This window comes from Haloarcula quadrata, assembly GCF_003634715.1.
GTDB lineage: Archaea > Halobacteriota > Halobacteria > Halobacteriales > Haloarculaceae > Haloarcula > Haloarcula marismortui.
Genome location: NZ_RBWW01000001.1, coordinates 2719324 through 2734743, shown reverse-complemented (window position 1 = coordinate 2734743; position 15420 = coordinate 2719324). Strand labels below are relative to the sequence as shown.

Genomic DNA, 15420 nt, shown 5'->3' with positions numbered 1-15420 from the left:
CCCTGTCGTAACGCTAAAGAGTCGAACGTACGTCTATATGTGTAAGATGAATATCGAAATCCGTCTCCGGAGGTGGTGCTGTGGGCGTCGAGATTAGGGAGTCACCTGTCTCAGCCGACGCGTTTGAGGAAATGAAGGAATTCGTCCACGACTACCTCGCGGCGAGCGTCGAAAACGAAGAAGAGGGCGGTCGTATGCGCTGGTACCCGTGGCACTCCGCAGAGTACCGCTTCAACCACATCCTCAACGTCGTCGACATCGCGACAAAAATCGCCCGCAAGGAGGGGGCAAACGTAGACGTGACTCGCGTGGCAGCGTTGTTTCACGACATCGCAAAACTGGAAGCCGAGCAGGATCTTCACGCGGAAGCCGGCGCTCGGATCGCACGCGAGTATCTGCGGGCACACGGTGACTACCCCGAATCGTTTATCGAACAGGTCTGCTCTGCCGTCGAGGTCCACTCATACCAGGGGTCACTGGACGACCTGCCCCTCGAAGTCCAGTGTCTCATCGAGGCGGACATTCTGGATAAAGTCGGCGCGAACGGGACCGCCCTGATGCTGTTGCGTATGGGCTATGAGTCCCGGACGCACATGGACGCGGCCGAGATGGTCGACCGTGTCATCGAGCGCGGCGAGGACGCGCGCGAGCGTGTTCAGAGCGACACCGCCGAGTCTCTCGTCCACCAGCGGCTCAAGCGGACCCGCTGGTTTCAGGAGTGGCTGACGATGGAGGTCGCCGAAATGGCTGTCGAGGACGACCTCGACGACGTGGCGACCGGGATGGGCGACTCATAGCGCTCGCAGCAGGAACAGGACGCCAGTCCCGGCGAGAACAGCGGCACTGACCCACGCGATTAGCGGTGCGAGCCGTTCGATACGCGCTCTTGCGGCGACAATCGCCGCCGGGAACCCTGTAATCCAGAGACCGATACCGCCGAAAAACCCACCTAGCAGGACCGGATGCCCGGTCTGTACGGTTAGCGCGTCAGTCCCGACCGCGGGCACGTACGACGCCACGTCGACCACGCCGGGTTCAAGGAGGCCCACGCCGACGGTGAGCCAGAAGGCGACCTGATAGGGGTTTGTCAGCGCCAGAACGAGGGCCTTGCGGAAGCCGCGGCTGTCTCCAGACGTGACTGACGAGTCTCCCTCTGTAACTGCTGTATTGGCCTCCCGGACTGCTCCGTACGCGAACCAGAGCATCAGGAGCCCGCCGGCGCCGACCATTATGCGGCGGACTCCCGGCGTTTCGGTGATTACTGTGGCGGCGCCGAGTACGGCGAGCACGAGGAAACAGGCGTCAGCGGTCATCGCGCCGAGGCCGGCAAAGAAGCCGGCCCGCCAGCCCCGTAAGGCGCTCTCCTCGGCGATAACGGCGTTCATCGGGCCCGGCGGCGCAGCGAGTGCGAGGCCAAACAGGACCCCGCCGAGGGCTGTCGGGACAAGCGAGAGCGCACCGAGCTGGAGCAAGCCGAGTGAGTGATGCATCTATGTTCAGTGAAAACAGAGAGAAAATCCTGCAGACTTACAGCTTGCCGGCCTTCTGGAGCTTCATCAGGTCCTCGGTGTCGAGGGTCTCGCCTTCCTTGAACTTCTGATAAATCTCCTCTGCTTCCTCGCGAGCGGCTTCCTGCTTCTCCTCGCGCTGGGAGCGCTCCTGCTCTTCTTCCTTCTTGTCGAGTTCGCGGAGGCGCTTCTGGACGCGGACGAAGTCCTCGTGGTGCTGGTCGGCCGCTTCCTGAGCATCCACGAACTCCTCGTGCTTCTCGTCGGCCTCGTCACGGATCTCGTCGGCCTCGCGGTAGGCCTCGATCATCTCGTTGTGGTGCTTCTGGGCCTCGTCGGCCAGTTCCGTGACCTTCTGGTGGTGCTTTGAGGCTTCAGAGCGGACCTCTTCTGCTTCCTCTTTGAGCTCTTCGAGGTCGCCGCCCTGATCGAGCTTCTCCTGTTTCTCCTGGAGCTTTTCGCGCTTGGTCTCGATCTTCTCGATGAGCTCCTTCTCGTCTTCCGAGGAGAGCACTTCGGTCTGTTGCTTGAACTCGAGGTCCTCGATTTCCTCTTTGAGTTGTTCGACTGACGTCCCCTCATCGAGTTCGAGGTCGTTTTTCAGGTTGTCGACCTTGTCGAACAGCTCGTTTGCTTCCGCATTGAGCTCGTTACGCTGGTCTTTGTGTTCTTGGACCTGCTCGTTGAGTTCGTCGCGCTTCTCGCGGTGTTCCTGCGCTTCGTCGACCTTCTCGCGAGTCTTCGCGTTCAGGTCGTCTCGGGCGGAGGCCCGCTCGGACGCCATCTGGTTCAGCTCGTTCCGTCGGTCACGAAGCTGGCCGGCGAGTTTGATAAGCTCGCCTTTCGATTTGTTTTCAAGATCCTCTTCTGTTACTGTAACGTTCTTTGATTCGTCTATCGAGTCTGCCATTGTTGAATCCTCTATGCCATCACCGCTTCAGCACAGACAGTTGACCCACTACTGAGGGGCTGACACCAATAACAAGGGTTCCCTCTCATGTTGGGCTGAAAGCGATACTGCCTGAACGCGGAAGCGTTCTGGTGTCTACAAATAGAGGTGGATATTGTTTAAACATTCCGGTGCATTGAATACCGCGTCAACGTCTCACACGCCATAATTCAGGGGGTGTGACGGTCACTATCGCACCGAGCTTCCATGGTATATCACGCACCTGTATTACTCGCTAATACGGTACTCATTCTTGACGACAGTCTGGCCGTCGGTGGCTGCAAGCGTCACATCGTCACCGGCTGAAAGGGTGAGTGTGTCGACGGTGACGCGGGCAAACGGGCCGACAGTGTGTTCGGCCTGTTCGCGGTCCCCGTTGCAGTCCCACTCCACAGTGAGGTCCGCTTTTTCTGGACGGTCGTGGAGGACAACAATATCTTGCTCGCCGGGCGCTGCATCCGAGAGTATCACCTGTGTGGGCTCGTAGCTGTCGGCAAGAACACTGAACGCCGCCTTTTCGGTCCCATCAGCGGTGAGCAGGCCCATGCCCGCATCACCGACATCTCGAAGGCTGTCAACGACAATGAGCGGCGCGTTGCGTCGCCGGAGCGACTCGGCAACCTCACGGACGACACCGGCCTGATACGCCTGCGATGCTTCGACTCCGCCGTCGACGTGGCGGTCGTGGCAGGCACTATCGAACCCAGGACTATCGCCTGAGCCCGGCGTTCCCAGCGCACCGGCGCCAAAGCCGGCAACGGCATCGCTGACGTTGAATCTGGAATAGAGCCACGGGAGGTCGGCTGCGTCGCCGTACCGCCACCCTGGGTACAGCGTGGTCGCGTCGGGGTCGATTCCGGGCGGGCCGACTACCGGGAACGTTGGGACGGAGTCAACAGCCGACGCCACCGATTCGGCGTCCGCGCTGTCGTAGCCGACTCGCCAGGCACGCCACCGGAATCGAAGCCTGTCGAGGAACCCAGAGCCCAGTCCGTCAGCATACGGCGACACTGGCTCGTCGTGAACACCGACCGCTGCGAAACTGGGATGCTGTGCGTAGGTCGCAGTGAGCCGCGCTGCGAGGGCAGTTCCTCGTTCGGTGTCGAACGAACCGGGGCCCGACAGGGGAAGGTCCTGCCAGAGCAGGACGCCGTGGTCGTCACAGGCGCGAGCCACCTCTGGCGACGTTCCCTGTGCTCGAACCCGGACGAGATTCGCGTTAGCGTCAACGGCCCGTGCGACATCCTCGACGGTCGGATCGCGCAGCGTCACACCGCGTACCGGCACGCTTTCGCCGTTGACCCGCAGGCCACCGTCGTACGAAACCGTCCGCAGTCCCGTCGTCACCGAGTGCTCGTCGTCCCCGAGCTTCGCCCTGAGAACGTAACGGGACTGCTCGCCGCGGTCGTGGGGCCACCACAGCGACGGGTCGCGCACGTCCATCGTGTAGGTCACTGTCGCCGTCTCCTCGTCGGTCGAGACGCGGGCTCGGTCCATCATCCCGCCCCCGCGAACGTCGCCCTCCGGCCGAAGCGAGAGCGTAATCCGGTCGTCGAGTGGCTCTTCAGTCAGGATGGTCGCCGACACGTCCACCGACGCGTCGGTTACGTCTGCTTCGGATAGCTGTGGCTGGACCGAGAGCTCGCTCACACACGGGTCCGGTCGGGTTTCGAGGGTCGCGTCCCACCAGATGCCCGGGACACAGCGCTCCGACGGAAGCTGGTCAGTCGCGTGCAACCCGCCGAAGCGGTCCTCGGGTGCGCGACACTCCACGACGATCCGGTACTCTTCGCTCTCGGGGAGTCGGACCCGGAGCGGTTCGAAGTAGGCGTCGTGGCTGGTGAGCAACTCACCGTTGCACCACACGCGTGTGTGCGCGTAGGTTCCACTCAGTACAAGCAGGGTGTGTGCGTCGCTCTCGTCCCGTGGGTCCGAGAACGTCGTTTCGTAGGCCACGGCCTCGGCACCGGCGAACTGTCCGGGCCGGCTGGGAACCGATACTGGTTCCCACGCCTCCGGGGACGGCATCTCGTCGTCCGGCGCAACCGCCGCGCCGCGCCACTCCAGCGACATACCTTGTGGCCCGTTCCGTGGGGGCATATCCTTTGCCCCACGCCTTCACTTTCACTTTCACTCCGGGGATGGCTCGCTTTGACATAGGTAGCCACCTACTATCCAGATATGTTCACCGAATTGCACGAGGCGGCGACACCGACCTGTGAGGCCCAGCACTGCGAGCGCTCGCTCGGAGAGCCGGCGCTGGTGTTCGAGACCGAGGCCGGCCGCCGCGAAGCCCACGAGTGTGCCTGCGGTGCGGTGACGGTTACTGTCGTCAGGCCGGAGTCGTCCCGCTGAAGTACGCCCGGCAGTGACCGGAAAGTATGACACTCGAGGAAGTGGTCCGTGCACAGGGCCACGAGAACGTCTCCGGCGAGCACGCCAGCACGCTGGAAGTGACGAGCGACGACTTTCTAACCCCTGCAGGTGACTGTATCCTCGCTATCGAGGCCGACCGTGTTCCTGCCGACTTCGACAGCGAGTTTGTAACGGCCTGCCAAGATGCCGACGCGACGATTACAGCGACTATCGAAGCCGGCGAGCAGACCGTTACTGTGACCGGAACCGGCCATCCCGACCTCTCCTTCGAGAACGACCGGAGCCACGTCCTGCGGACGAGCGACTACGTCGATGACCGGACCGTGATGGTGAACGCCGACGCGGCAGCCGGCGACGTGGACCGGGACCTCGTCGAAGCGCTCGCTGACGGCCACGATGCGACGCTGACGCTTTCTGTCGAACCCAGCGGCGACTGAGCGGTAGTTTCTACAGCGGTCGCGCCGCTCTCTGGCGCAGTCAAAAGAAAACAGATTGTGAACACTTGCGGCGATGCCGCTCGTGTCGAGGTCGCGTTGCGACCTCGCTTAGCTCGACGAGATAACGTCGTCGATACGGACGATCATCGTCGCCGCCTCGGTGGCGGAGTCGACCGCTTCGCGCTTGACCGCGGCGGGGTCGAGGATACCGTACTCGACTGGGTCACCGACGACGCCAGTCTGGCCTTCGCTGATGATGCCAGCGATGCCCTCGCTCTCGTGTTCTGCGCGGAGGTCGACGAGCGCGTCGATGGCGTCGAGGCCCGTGTTCTCCGCGAGGGTTCGGGGCAGCACGTCGACGGCGTCGGCGAACGCTTCGACGGCGAGCTGCTTGCGGCCCTCGATGGACGCCGCTTCGGAGCGGATGTGGTCGGCGATGGCGATTTCCGTCGCGCCTGCGCCGGGGACCACACCGCCGGCATCGAGCGCGGCGATGACGGTGTCGAGCGCGTCGTTGAGCGCGCGTTCGAGCTCATCGACGACGTGTTCGGTGGAGCCGCGGGCGATGACCGTGACGGACTCGGCGGTCGCGCCGCCGGTGATGAACGTCACGTCGTCGTCGCCCTGCTTCTCGACGTCGACGCTGTCGGCGTGGCCGAGCGAGTCCTCGTCGAGGGCTTCCAGCGAGCCGACGCGCTTCGCGCCGGTGGCCTCGACGATGTCCTTGGCGGTCGAGGAGCCGATGCTGTCGGCGACGAAGACGCCTTCCTTGGCGAGCTGGGAGGCGACGCGGTCGGCGACATCCTCGGTGACGAACGCGACGTCAGCGCCGCTTTCGAGGACATCCTCGGCGTAGCCCTGCAGTTCGCCCTCTTCGGCGTCGAGCGCGGCGTTGAGCTGGTCGACGCTAGAGACGTTGTACTCGGCGTCGATGTTGCTTTCGCGGACGTCGAGTTCGGTGTCGATGACCGCGATGGACGCGTCCTCGACCGAGGTCGGCATGTTGTCGTGGACGGCCGTCTCGTCGACGATGACGCCCTCGACAAGCTTGGTCGCGGAGGAAGCCGCACCCGTCTGGGTGTGGACTTCGATGTTGTCCCGTCGGACGCCGTTGTCGCTCTTGGCGTGGCGGACAGCGTCGACGACGACTTCGGCGAGTTTCTCGGCCTCAACGTCACCGGTGCCCTTACCGGTCATCGAGGATTCGGCGACTTCGACGAGTGTCTCGTCGTCGAGGTCGACGTCGAGGACGAGCTCGTTGATAGCGTCCTGTGCGAGTTCAGCCGCGGCAGAGTACCCCTCGACGATTGTTGTCGGGTGGACGTCGTCGTCGAGCAGGTCCTCGCCTTTCGTCAGCAGTTCCCCGGCCAGCACGGACGCCGTCGTCGTTCCGTCGCCCACTTCGTCCTCCTGAGTCTGAGCGACTTCGACGATCATCTGGGCCGCGGGGTGTTCGATGTCCATCTCGGAGAGGATGGTCGCCCCGTCGTTGGTGATGACCACATCACCGTCGTCGGAGACGAGCATCTTGTCCATGCCGCGGGGACCGAGCGTGGTCCGTACAGACTCGCTTACGGCCTTTCCGGCGGAGATGTTCGATGACTGTGCGTCCTTCCCGTGTGTGCGCTGGGCGTCCTCATCAAGGATGAAAAGAGGCTGGCCGCCCATGCGTCGCTGGCCAGATGACATATGTGTTGAACCTCACTTAAGACAAGGCAAGCGGTTCTATATAAATCTTTCTAACGGCGTAGACCGCTTGTCGGGCGACAGCGCCGTGCTGTCCCCGTAATCCGAGCCGGACCTGCACACCTTTTAATATGGGAGTATACACACCGTATAGTAGATGTTGGAGCTGGAGCACGGGTTTCGGGTCGTTGACGTGCACGCACGGTTGGAGCCCGACGAGCATCGCCGGCCCCGAGACGGCATGGGTGACCCAGAGCAACTGGAGCGGGAAATGCACCAGGCCGGTGTCGTCCGCTCCGTCGTCTTTCCCGGTGAGCGGGACGGTTCATATCTGAAAGCGAACAACGCTGTCGCCCGGATGACCGTCGAGCGACCGATGGTCGCCTTCGCCAGAGTCAACGGCGCTCGGGACCCGGGAAGCGGCCCCGGGTCGACCCTTCGCAACCTCGCAAGTAGTCGCACGGACGACCACACGTCCCCGGAAGACATCGAGCAGTACGCATACGACAACCGGTTCTACGGCTTCAAACTCCATCCGCCGACCGACGGGCTGCCAGACGAGGACGTGCTCGCAGAACTAGAGTCGGTGTCGCTGCCTGTCATCGTCCACGGTGGCGAAGGGTTCCGACCCGAAGCTGTTGCTGAGTCGCTGCTGGCGTATGACTTCCCGGTTATCCTCTCACATTTCGGCGCGCACCCGCTCCGGAAGGACCTGATGGAACGGGCTATCGACCTGCTGGAGACCCACGATAATCTGTATCTCGACACCAGCGCGGTCCGCTACCGCGGGCCGATGGAACGGGCGGTGTTAGAACATCCCGACCGCGTTCTCTTCGGGAGCGGCGTCCCTGGCGTCCACCCGAACGTGGCCGTGATGGAGATTCTGACACTGGACGTTCCCGAAGACGCGATGCGAAAGGTGTTTTCGAACAATCCCAACCGCGTCATTGAGGCGCTGGCCCCCTGACCACCGTACTCCTGCCCAGTCGAACGGTTGCGACCAGTACCAGTTATCGCCAGTCGTACACAGTCACCGCGCGGTTTGTGCGCGCAGAGCGACCGTTCGGGTTCCGACAGGGTGTCCGATCAGTTATACGTGCGCGGACGCCGTCGACGATTCCTGACCCGACGCCGCCGAACACGTCCTGCCCAGTGCCGAGCCACTGCGACGGCGTCGTCTCCCCCCGCACGACATCAAATAGCGCGTCCTTCGCGTCACCGACCGCGTGGCTGAGGATTCGCCGCACCACGGTCGGCCGGACGTTGTAGTTCTTCACCAGTCGGTAGGCGAGCGAGCGGTACTTCCAGTTCCAGTCGGTCTCTGCGATACCGCCGTCGGCCTCGAACTCGCGGCTGACGCACATTTCCGTGCTCCAGTCGACGCCGTACTCACCGGCGGCCATCCGGTGTGCGAAGTCCCGGGCGCTGCCGACGTTCAGGTACTCGTCAAACCCGTCGAGCGCTTCCACCACCTCGGCATCGAACGCGACGTTGCCGGGGTTGAAGTACGTCACGTCGCGGCCGGCGATTGTCCGCGTTTCCTCTGTTTCGGTCGTCATCCCGGCCCACAGTTGCTGGTGTGTGGGCCCGGTGATAGCCTGGGCAGCCCCAGAGAGCCCGTCTTTCACGGCGTCAGCCCAGCCGGACTCGACTGAGAGTGACTGATGAACGAGCGCGATAACGTCCCCTGTTGCCCGGTCGATTCCGGCGTTGCGGGCGACCGTAACGGAGCGGTCGGCGATTTCGACGAGAAGAGAAACGTCGTCCCGGTCGCGGACCATGCCAGTCGTGCCGTCAGCTGACGGGCCGTTGACGACAATCACTTCCGCATCGGGAACTTGCTCGGTGAGTGCGTCCAGACAGCCGGTCAGCTCTTCCCGGCCGTTCAACGTCGGGACCACTACCGAGATATCCATACCTCTGGGTAGGACGGCGAAGGCGCTTAAAAGTCGCGGGAGACGGACGGCGACGTTCCGATACAAGAAACGGGTCGTTCGAACAGCGCCACGCTAGACGTGAGTGTTCCAGTACGACACTGAGGCCAGCTTTTCGCAAAGTGGCGTGCCGCCAAGCGCCGTATCGAGCGACCGGAACGAGGCGGCCAGTTCGTTCGGAATCTTCCGGTAGAAGCCGTACGGAAGCAGCCAGTCGTGGTTCGCGTCAGTCAGTTCTAGTCCGGCTCCGTCTAACAGCCGGTCGATTTCCCAGCGCGAATAGAGCCGCGACCCCATCGGGAGCGCCCAGTTGTATATCGACCGGGTCGAAAACCGGTTGAACGTATCGAAGAAGACCTGTTCCTTCGAGACGCGGCGCATCTCCGCGAGAAACGCCGCCGGCGTGTCCGCCAGATGGAAAAAGCGCATCGCAAACACGGTGTCGAAATGGTCGTCCGGGAACGGGAGCCGGGCGGCGTCGCCCCGCATGAACTCGACGCGGTCGTCGACACCAGTCGCCTGTGCCTTCTCACGGCCCTGCTGGAGCATCGGTCCTGAGATGTCCAGCCCGGTGATGTTCGCGCCGCGCTCAGCCAGCATCACAGTGAACCGTCCAGTCCCGCAAGCTACCTCTAACACGTCTTTATCGGCCACAGGGCCGATTGCATTGAGGACGGCCTGTTTCTCACGTCGGTCGATCAGCCGCCCGCCACGGGAGAACCGCTTGGCCTCGTACTCTTCGGCCACGGTGTCGGCCTGATACCACTCCTGCCCTTTCACGGTCTATTGCTCACCCCGCGGGGGATAAAACGATACTGGAATCCCCTTTCGTCGGTCGGACTGTTTTCCCTACCAGACCGACTCCGGTCACGCTCGCTGCCCTGATAGGTCTGGGCGTGACTTTGTGATAGAGACAAGAACCACACGATGACGGCCATGTATAAGGACACATTAAACACTTCATAGAATCTGTATTGTTTGGTCATGCATATAGCCAAGTTTTACCAGTAAGTCTTGAATATCAGCCACTATGAGCGCATTAACTGAAAACGCTGCACCAGCACCTTTCACTGACGAGGAGTTCCGCGACACCCTGCGTGAACTCCCGCCGAGCGCGAAGCTCGTCGCGAAGGTACTGGAAGACGATGCCCCGTTGTCACAGGGCGACTTAGCCGAGAGTTCACTGCTCCCGGACCGCACTGTCAGATATGCACTGAACCGGCTGGAGGAGTCCGGTCTGGTCGATTCGCGGTACAGTTTCACCGACGCACGCAAACAGGTTTATTTCCTCACGGTCTGACCCATCGGCATGGACTGGCACCGGGCCGACGTGTCCGTCCCGACACGGGCACCGACCGGCAGCACGGCAGCATACGTTTGCGGCGATGAGGCCGCTCTTCTTGTGGACCCTCCGGACGCCGGGGATGCGCTCGATTCGCTTCTCAGCGACCGTTCCCTCGCTCACATTGCACTCACGCACCACCACCCTGACCACGCTGGTGCTGTTGCACACTACGCCAGAGAGACAGGCGCGACGGTCTGGGCGCGCCGCGGTCGGGCGAGCGCGTTCGAAGCCGCGACCGGCATTACCCCGGATAGACTGTTCAGCGGCGGGACGACGATTCCAACCGGTGCCGGCCCAGTGACTGTCATCGATACACCGGGGCACGCGCCGGAACACGTCGCCTTCGCCACGGATGGAGCCGTTGTCTCCGGTGACCTCGCCGTTGCTGAGGGTACCGTCGTCGTCGGCGCACCCGAGGGCGACGTTCGGGCCTATCTCGCGTCACTGCGGCGACTCCACGCCAGAAACCCCGACGTGCTGTTACCGGGCCATGGCCCGCGTATCGAGACGCCGCGGGAGACCTGTGCGCGCCTCATCGATCACCGACTGGCGCGCGAGCGGCGTGTTCGGGACGCTGTCCACGACGGGGCCGCCACGCTGGATGAAATCCTTGAGGCCGCCTACGAGAAGGACCTCACCGGCGTGCGCGATTTGGCCCGTGGGACAGTGCTGACCCATCTTGAAAAACTGGCTGTCGAGGGCGCTATTTCATGGGACAGCGAGCGGGCCGCACCGAATCCGGCGGAGTGACGCCTTTTTGCCCATCCGCCTGCTATCAGGGCTGTGGACTCTCTGGAAACCGAACTCGAACGGGCCCGTGCCCTTGAGGAGTCGGAACTGGCCGACGCAATCGAGACTATCGGGTTCGAATGCACCCGCTGTGGGGCCTGCTGCAAGGCCGAGTCGGCGTGTGGCGAAGGCGGAGAGAGTGCTGACGAGGCCGTCGATGCGCCCGACGAGAACGCTGACTCGGCCGAAACCGATGCCGAACCCCACACTGCGACGGTGTTTCCTGACGAGATTCGGCAGCTACAGGCGGCCGGGGAGTACGACTTCCGCGATGTCGCTCGGCCGATGCCGTACGGACTGGCCGACGGCCCTGAGGGCCCCGAAGGAGAGACCTTCGAGTGGGCGCTCCAGACCGACGACTGCGGCGACTGCACATTCTACGCTGAGGGCGATGACGGTACGGGTGCCTGCACGGTCCACGGCGACCGCCCGCTCATCTGTCAGACTTACCCCTTCAGCGTCGCGCTCGGTGGGACGAGCCAGCCGATGGGTGAAGCTGTCGACGAGGAAGGAGTCGTTCGGGCCCACGAGTGTGAGGGGCTCGGCCGGGATATCTCCAGAGCCGACGCCGAGGAGTTGGCTGCAGCGCTCAAAGAACGCGCCGTTCGAGAACTGACGGAAGCAATCGGCGTCCGCGACACCTATCGACCTGTCGACCCATCAGCCGGACAGGTCGTCGTCCACGACTCTGAAGGGGCAAAGCGCCCCGACGGCAGTCCCTATGAGTAGCGTCACACGTCGTCGATGATTTCGCCGACCGCGAAGTTCGACTTGACCTCTGTGACTTCGATCTTGACTCGTTCGTCGATTTCGGCTCCTGGGACAATAATGACGTAGCCGCGCTCGACCCGAGCGATGCCGTCACCCTGCTTCCCGATGTCTTCGATCTCGACGTAGCGCGTCTCACCCGGTTCGACCGGCGGCTGTGGCTGGTCCGGCGGCGTGTCTGACACCGTCTCCTCGTCCGTCTCTGTCTCCTCATCTGCGGAGATGAGCGCAACGCGATAGGTACTGCCTGAGTCGACTGCGCCGGTCTCGACCTCTCGACGCGGGACCTCCACGACGTACCGGTCCCCCTCGTCGCGGATATCGGCACTGAACAGACACAGCAGTTGATCCGAGATTTCCAATGTGATAGACCTCCGTTCGGCCACAAAACGGCCCATTATTAAAGAACTGCCGGAGCGAGCGATCGCTGTCGTTCAAACTGCGAGGCGACGACGAGCAGCGATGGTGTTTCCCGCCTGTACCAACCGGGCTCCGCGTGGCCCAACTCGCGGCAGTATCCCCGCTTCGAGTGAGGGAAAACCGCCAGAAGGCGAGCCGTTAACCGTCTGTACCAAATCCAATAAGGGTGTCTCGGTACTGTTGATAACTGTACAATGAGCGCCACCGCACAAACCCCCAACAGTCCGCTCTCGGACAAGCAGCGACGTATTCTGGAGTATCTCCGTTCCAATGCTGACGACCAGACGTATTTCAAATCGCGACTCATCGGCGACGAACTCGGCCTTTCGGCCAAAGAAGTGGGCACGAACATGACCGCCATCGCCGACGGCGACCACGATCTGGCCGTCGAGAAGTGGGGCTACTCTTCCTCGACGACATGGATGGTCGAGGCCTGAACCGGCGCTGACTCCGACGCGGATATATCGGGACTCCCACCTGACCGTCCCCACGGGCCCGTGATGTAGGGCTACGTAGAGAACAGTCGGTGTCGTCGCTCACTCTTCGTTTCAGCCCCTTCACGTTGATTTTTCAGGATATATTGGAAAAACCGAATGTCTATATTGATAACCGTTGAGGCCATAGTCAATCGCATCAATGGGCGAGGCTGGTTCCGCCATCCGGGTGCTTCACGTCGACGACGACCGGCAGTACGCAGAGACGACAGCGGCGTTCCTCAAGCGAGAGCGGGTTGCGTTCGATATCGAGATCGCAACGAGTGCCCGAAAGGGCTTGCGTCTGCTTGAAACGGCAGCAGTCGACTGTATCGTTTCTGACTACGAAATGCCCGGCCAGAACGGTATCGACTTCCTCGAATCTGTCCGCGAAGACTATCCTGACCTCCCGTTTATCCTGTACACAGGCCGTGGTAGCGAAGCTGTCGCCAGTGATGCTATCTCCGCAGGTGTCACTGACTATCTACAGAAAGCGCCCGACACCAGCCACTACGCCCTTCTTTCGAACCGAATCGTCAACGCCGTCAAACAGTACCGGTCACAGCGCGCCCTCGAAGCGAGTAAAGACCGGCTCTCGCTGTTTATCGACCAGTCGCCGCTCGGGTTCGTCGAATATAATCAGGACTTCGAGATCGTCCGCGTCAACGAAACTCTCACAGAGATATTCGGCTACACCGAAACGGAACTGCTCGGGGAAACGTGGGAGACATTCGTGAGCTCGGAGAGCTACGACGATGTCGATGCGGTTACGTCCGCTCTCAGCGAGGCCAGTGGCGGCTACCACAGCGTCAATGAGAACGTCCGGAAAGACGGCGAGCGCATCGTGGTCGAGTGGCACAACCGCCTCGTTACCGACGATTCGGGCGATGTTGTCACCATCTTCTCACACTGTCAGGACGTTACGGAGCGCATTGAGCACGAACAGAACCTTGCCCAGTTACGGGATTTCTTCGCCGAGGCGGAGGAACTCGGCGCCCTCGGCGCTTGGGAGTACGACGAGAGCGGAATGTCGACCTGGACAGCGGGTACCCGCCGCATCCACGAGGTCGACGACGACTTTGACCCGACAGTGGAGGACGGGCTGTCGTTCTACCATCCAGAGGACAGAGAGACAGTTTCGGACGCCGTCGACGCGGCCCTCAATGATGGAGATCCGTACGACCTCGAGGTCAGGCTCATCACCGCCAGAGGAAACCACCGGTGGGTCCGGACCCGCGGCAAACGCGTCGAGGGCGCGGAGAAGCCGACCGTTCGGGGGTTCATTCAGGACATCACCGAACAGAAGGAGCGTGAACGCAGGCTCCGCGTTCAGAACGAGCGGCTGGACTCCTTCGCCAGTGTCGTCAGCCACGACCTGCAGGGACCACTGACAGTCGCACAGGGGCACCTGGAACTGGCCCAGCAGGACGTGGCCAACGACCACCTCGACAGTATCGATGCCGCTCACGAGCGGATGCAGACGCTCATTGACGATATCCTGACGCTGGCACGAGAGGGACGCGAGGCAACGACTACCGAGCCCGTCAACCTACGGACCGCCGCGACTGCGTGCTGGGAGACTATGGAGACGGAGAGTGCGGCTCTAGAGACTGATACCGACAGCGTCGTTCTTGCTGACCTCGGCCGGTTGCAGCGCCTGTTTTCGAACCTGTTTCGGAACTGCGTGGCACACGGGTCAGAATCTTCGCCCTCTCAGGTGCAGCAAGACAGCATGGAGCATGGCCAGATGGGGCAGCCGGGACAGTCCGGCGAGGCTGTCGAGAACGGTGGCGGGGTAACGGTCACTCTCGGAGATATCGACGACGCAAGCGGCTTCTACGTCGCTGATGACGGTCCCGGCATCCCCGAAGACGAACGAAACACAGTGTTCGAAGCGGGCTACTCGACCGCATCTGAAGGCACCGGCTTCGGCCTCGCAATCGTGGCCGATATCGCCGCCGTCCACGGCTGGGATGTCAGTGTGACCGACAGCGAATCGGGTGGTGCCAGGTTTGAAATCACCGGTGTCGACAAAGAAATGTAACGGCGACACAGACCCAAGTGGACCAATAGCGAGCGATCACCGGCGCAAGCGTCACGGGTCGTATCGCAGCAGCGAATCGGCCTCGCCGGCCAGCGCGGCAACATCGTCACCGAACGAGTCGGCATACCGAATAAGCAGCGTCAGCACTGTCTCTGGCTCAGTAACTGCGTACCCGTTTTCTCTTGACAGGAGCCCGGCTGACTCCAGGTCAGCGGCGTAGTTGCTCACTGTCGGTCGTGAAACATCAAGCTCGCTTGCCAGTTCCGACGCCGTCACGTCCGGGCGGCGGAGGAGCGTGACGAGCATCCCGCGGGCCGTCGAGCGCCGCAGGTAACCAAGCGCCACCTGTTCGAACTCGGAGAACTGGTCGGCCGGGAAGTACCGTCGGTAGTCGCCGTCTTTCTGTGACGTGACAACGGCCTCGTTTTCCAGTCGGTGGAGGTGGTGCTGGGCCTCACCGGTCCCGAGTTTGAGGTCGTCACGAAGCTTCGAGAAGTGCGTTCCGGGGTGTGCCGAGACGTACCCGGCGATGGCATCGGGTGCATCGCTCTCGCTCCCGCTGTCGCCGAAGCGGGCAAACGGGCTCGCTGCACCGAGGGCGGCAAAGCGACGGAGCGTCGCTCGCTTGTCCTCGTCCACGTCGCCCTCACGTGTCATTGCTACCGAAAAGGTGGGTTGGTAATAAAACGTC

17 protein-coding genes are annotated in these 15420 nt (G+C 62.4%); 9 read left to right on the top strand and 8 right to left on the bottom strand.

Annotated features, from left to right (window positions below; genetic code table 11):
- Positions 1-80 precede the first annotated feature (80 nt).
- Entirely contained in the window at positions 81-797 is a 717-nt protein-coding gene (locus BDK61_RS14120) for an HD domain-containing protein (RefSeq protein WP_004957917.1), read from the top strand.
- Here the strand turns inward: BDK61_RS14120 and BDK61_RS14115 are convergent.
- The 3 genes from BDK61_RS14115 to BDK61_RS14105 form a co-directional block, all read right to left on the bottom strand.
- Positions 792-1490, bottom strand: coding sequence for a LysE family translocator (locus BDK61_RS14115; RefSeq protein ID WP_007188810.1), 699 nt, complete (start codon positions 1488-1490; stop codon positions 792-794). The two genes, BDK61_RS14120 and BDK61_RS14115, sit on opposite strands and share 6 nt — an antisense overlap.
- 37 nt (positions 1491-1527) lie before the next feature.
- On the bottom strand, positions 1528-2418 hold the full coding sequence (locus BDK61_RS14110) for a coiled-coil protein (protein WP_004957913.1): 891 nt from the start codon (positions 2416-2418) through the stop codon (positions 1528-1530).
- Positions 2419-2685: 267 nt separating this feature from the next.
- Positions 2686-4530 (bottom strand): glycoside hydrolase family 2 protein, encoded by a 1845-nt coding sequence (locus tag BDK61_RS14105; protein WP_121303549.1) that lies wholly within the window; start codon positions 4528-4530, stop codon positions 2686-2688.
- 108 nt (positions 4531-4638) lie between these two features.
- On the opposite strand from BDK61_RS14105, the gene BDK61_RS23475 reads away from it, so the two are divergent.
- Both BDK61_RS23475 and BDK61_RS14100 read left to right on the top strand, forming a co-directional pair.
- The gene (locus BDK61_RS23475; RefSeq protein ID WP_004957909.1) at positions 4639-4812 is read left to right on the top strand and encodes a hypothetical protein; all 174 of its coding nucleotides are present in this window, start codon (positions 4639-4641) and stop codon (positions 4810-4812) included.
- Between the two features lie 26 nt (positions 4813-4838).
- Positions 4839-5270 (top strand): DUF371 domain-containing protein, encoded by a 432-nt coding sequence (locus tag BDK61_RS14100; RefSeq protein ID WP_121303548.1) that lies wholly within the window; start codon positions 4839-4841, stop codon positions 5268-5270.
- A gap of 108 nt (positions 5271-5378) precedes the next feature.
- Here the strand turns inward: BDK61_RS14100 and thsA are convergent, their stop codons facing one another.
- On the bottom strand, positions 5379-6938 hold the full coding sequence (gene thsA / locus BDK61_RS14095; protein ID WP_004957905.1) for a thermosome subunit alpha: 1560 nt from the start codon (positions 6936-6938) through the stop codon (positions 5379-5381).
- A gap of 175 nt (positions 6939-7113) precedes the next feature.
- On the opposite strand from thsA, the gene BDK61_RS14090 reads away from it, so the two are divergent.
- Entirely contained in the window at positions 7114-7923 is an 810-nt protein-coding gene (locus BDK61_RS14090) for an amidohydrolase family protein (RefSeq protein WP_121303547.1), read from the top strand.
- A 43-nt stretch (positions 7924-7966) separates the two neighbouring features.
- On the opposite strand, the gene BDK61_RS14085 is transcribed toward BDK61_RS14090, so the two are convergent.
- Both BDK61_RS14085 and BDK61_RS14080 read right to left on the bottom strand, forming a co-directional pair.
- Positions 7967-8872 (bottom strand): glycosyltransferase family 2 protein, encoded by a 906-nt coding sequence (locus BDK61_RS14085; RefSeq protein WP_004957901.1) that lies wholly within the window; start codon positions 8870-8872, stop codon positions 7967-7969.
- 93 nt (positions 8873-8965) lie between these two features.
- Positions 8966-9670: a class I SAM-dependent methyltransferase gene (locus BDK61_RS14080; RefSeq protein ID WP_121303546.1), complete on the bottom strand. Its 705-nt coding sequence runs from the start codon at positions 9668-9670 to the stop codon at positions 8966-8968.
- A 250-nt stretch (positions 9671-9920) separates the two neighbouring features.
- On the opposite strand from BDK61_RS14080, the gene BDK61_RS14075 reads away from it, so the two are divergent.
- The 3 genes from BDK61_RS14075 to BDK61_RS14065 are packed head-to-tail and all read left to right on the top strand — an operon-like array spanning position 9921 to position 11753.
- Positions 9921-10190 (top strand): MarR family transcriptional regulator, encoded by a 270-nt coding sequence (locus BDK61_RS14075; RefSeq protein ID WP_007188815.1) that lies wholly within the window; start codon positions 9921-9923, stop codon positions 10188-10190.
- 9 nt (positions 10191-10199) lie between these two features.
- Positions 10200-10985 (top strand): MBL fold metallo-hydrolase, encoded by a 786-nt coding sequence (locus tag BDK61_RS14070; RefSeq protein ID WP_121303545.1) that lies wholly within the window; start codon positions 10200-10202, stop codon positions 10983-10985.
- A 33-nt stretch (positions 10986-11018) separates the two neighbouring features.
- The gene (locus tag BDK61_RS14065; RefSeq protein ID WP_049938924.1) at positions 11019-11753 is read left to right on the top strand and encodes a YkgJ family cysteine cluster protein; all 735 of its coding nucleotides are present in this window, start codon (positions 11019-11021) and stop codon (positions 11751-11753) included.
- A gap of 2 nt (positions 11754-11755) precedes the next feature.
- Here the strand turns inward: BDK61_RS14065 and BDK61_RS14060 are convergent, their stop codons facing one another.
- Complete coding sequence (locus BDK61_RS14060; RefSeq protein WP_007188818.1) at positions 11756-12154, bottom strand: TRAM domain-containing protein; 399 nt, start codon at positions 12152-12154, stop codon at positions 11756-11758.
- Between the two features lie 252 nt (positions 12155-12406).
- On the opposite strand from BDK61_RS14060, the gene BDK61_RS14055 reads away from it, so the two are divergent.
- Entirely contained in the window at positions 12407-12649 is a 243-nt protein-coding gene (locus tag BDK61_RS14055; protein ID WP_004957888.1) for a DUF7123 family protein, read from the top strand.
- A gap of 199 nt (positions 12650-12848) precedes the next feature.
- Complete coding sequence (locus tag BDK61_RS14050) at positions 12849-14729, top strand: ATP-binding response regulator (RefSeq protein ID WP_121303544.1); 1881 nt, start codon at positions 12849-12851, stop codon at positions 14727-14729.
- Positions 14730-14780: 51 nt separating this feature from the next.
- On the opposite strand, the gene BDK61_RS14045 is transcribed toward BDK61_RS14050, so the two are convergent.
- A complete protein-coding gene (locus BDK61_RS14045) occupies positions 14781-15386 on the bottom strand; it encodes a winged helix-turn-helix transcriptional regulator (protein ID WP_004957885.1) in 606 nt (201 codons plus the stop codon).
- Positions 15387-15420: the final 34 nt, after the last annotated feature.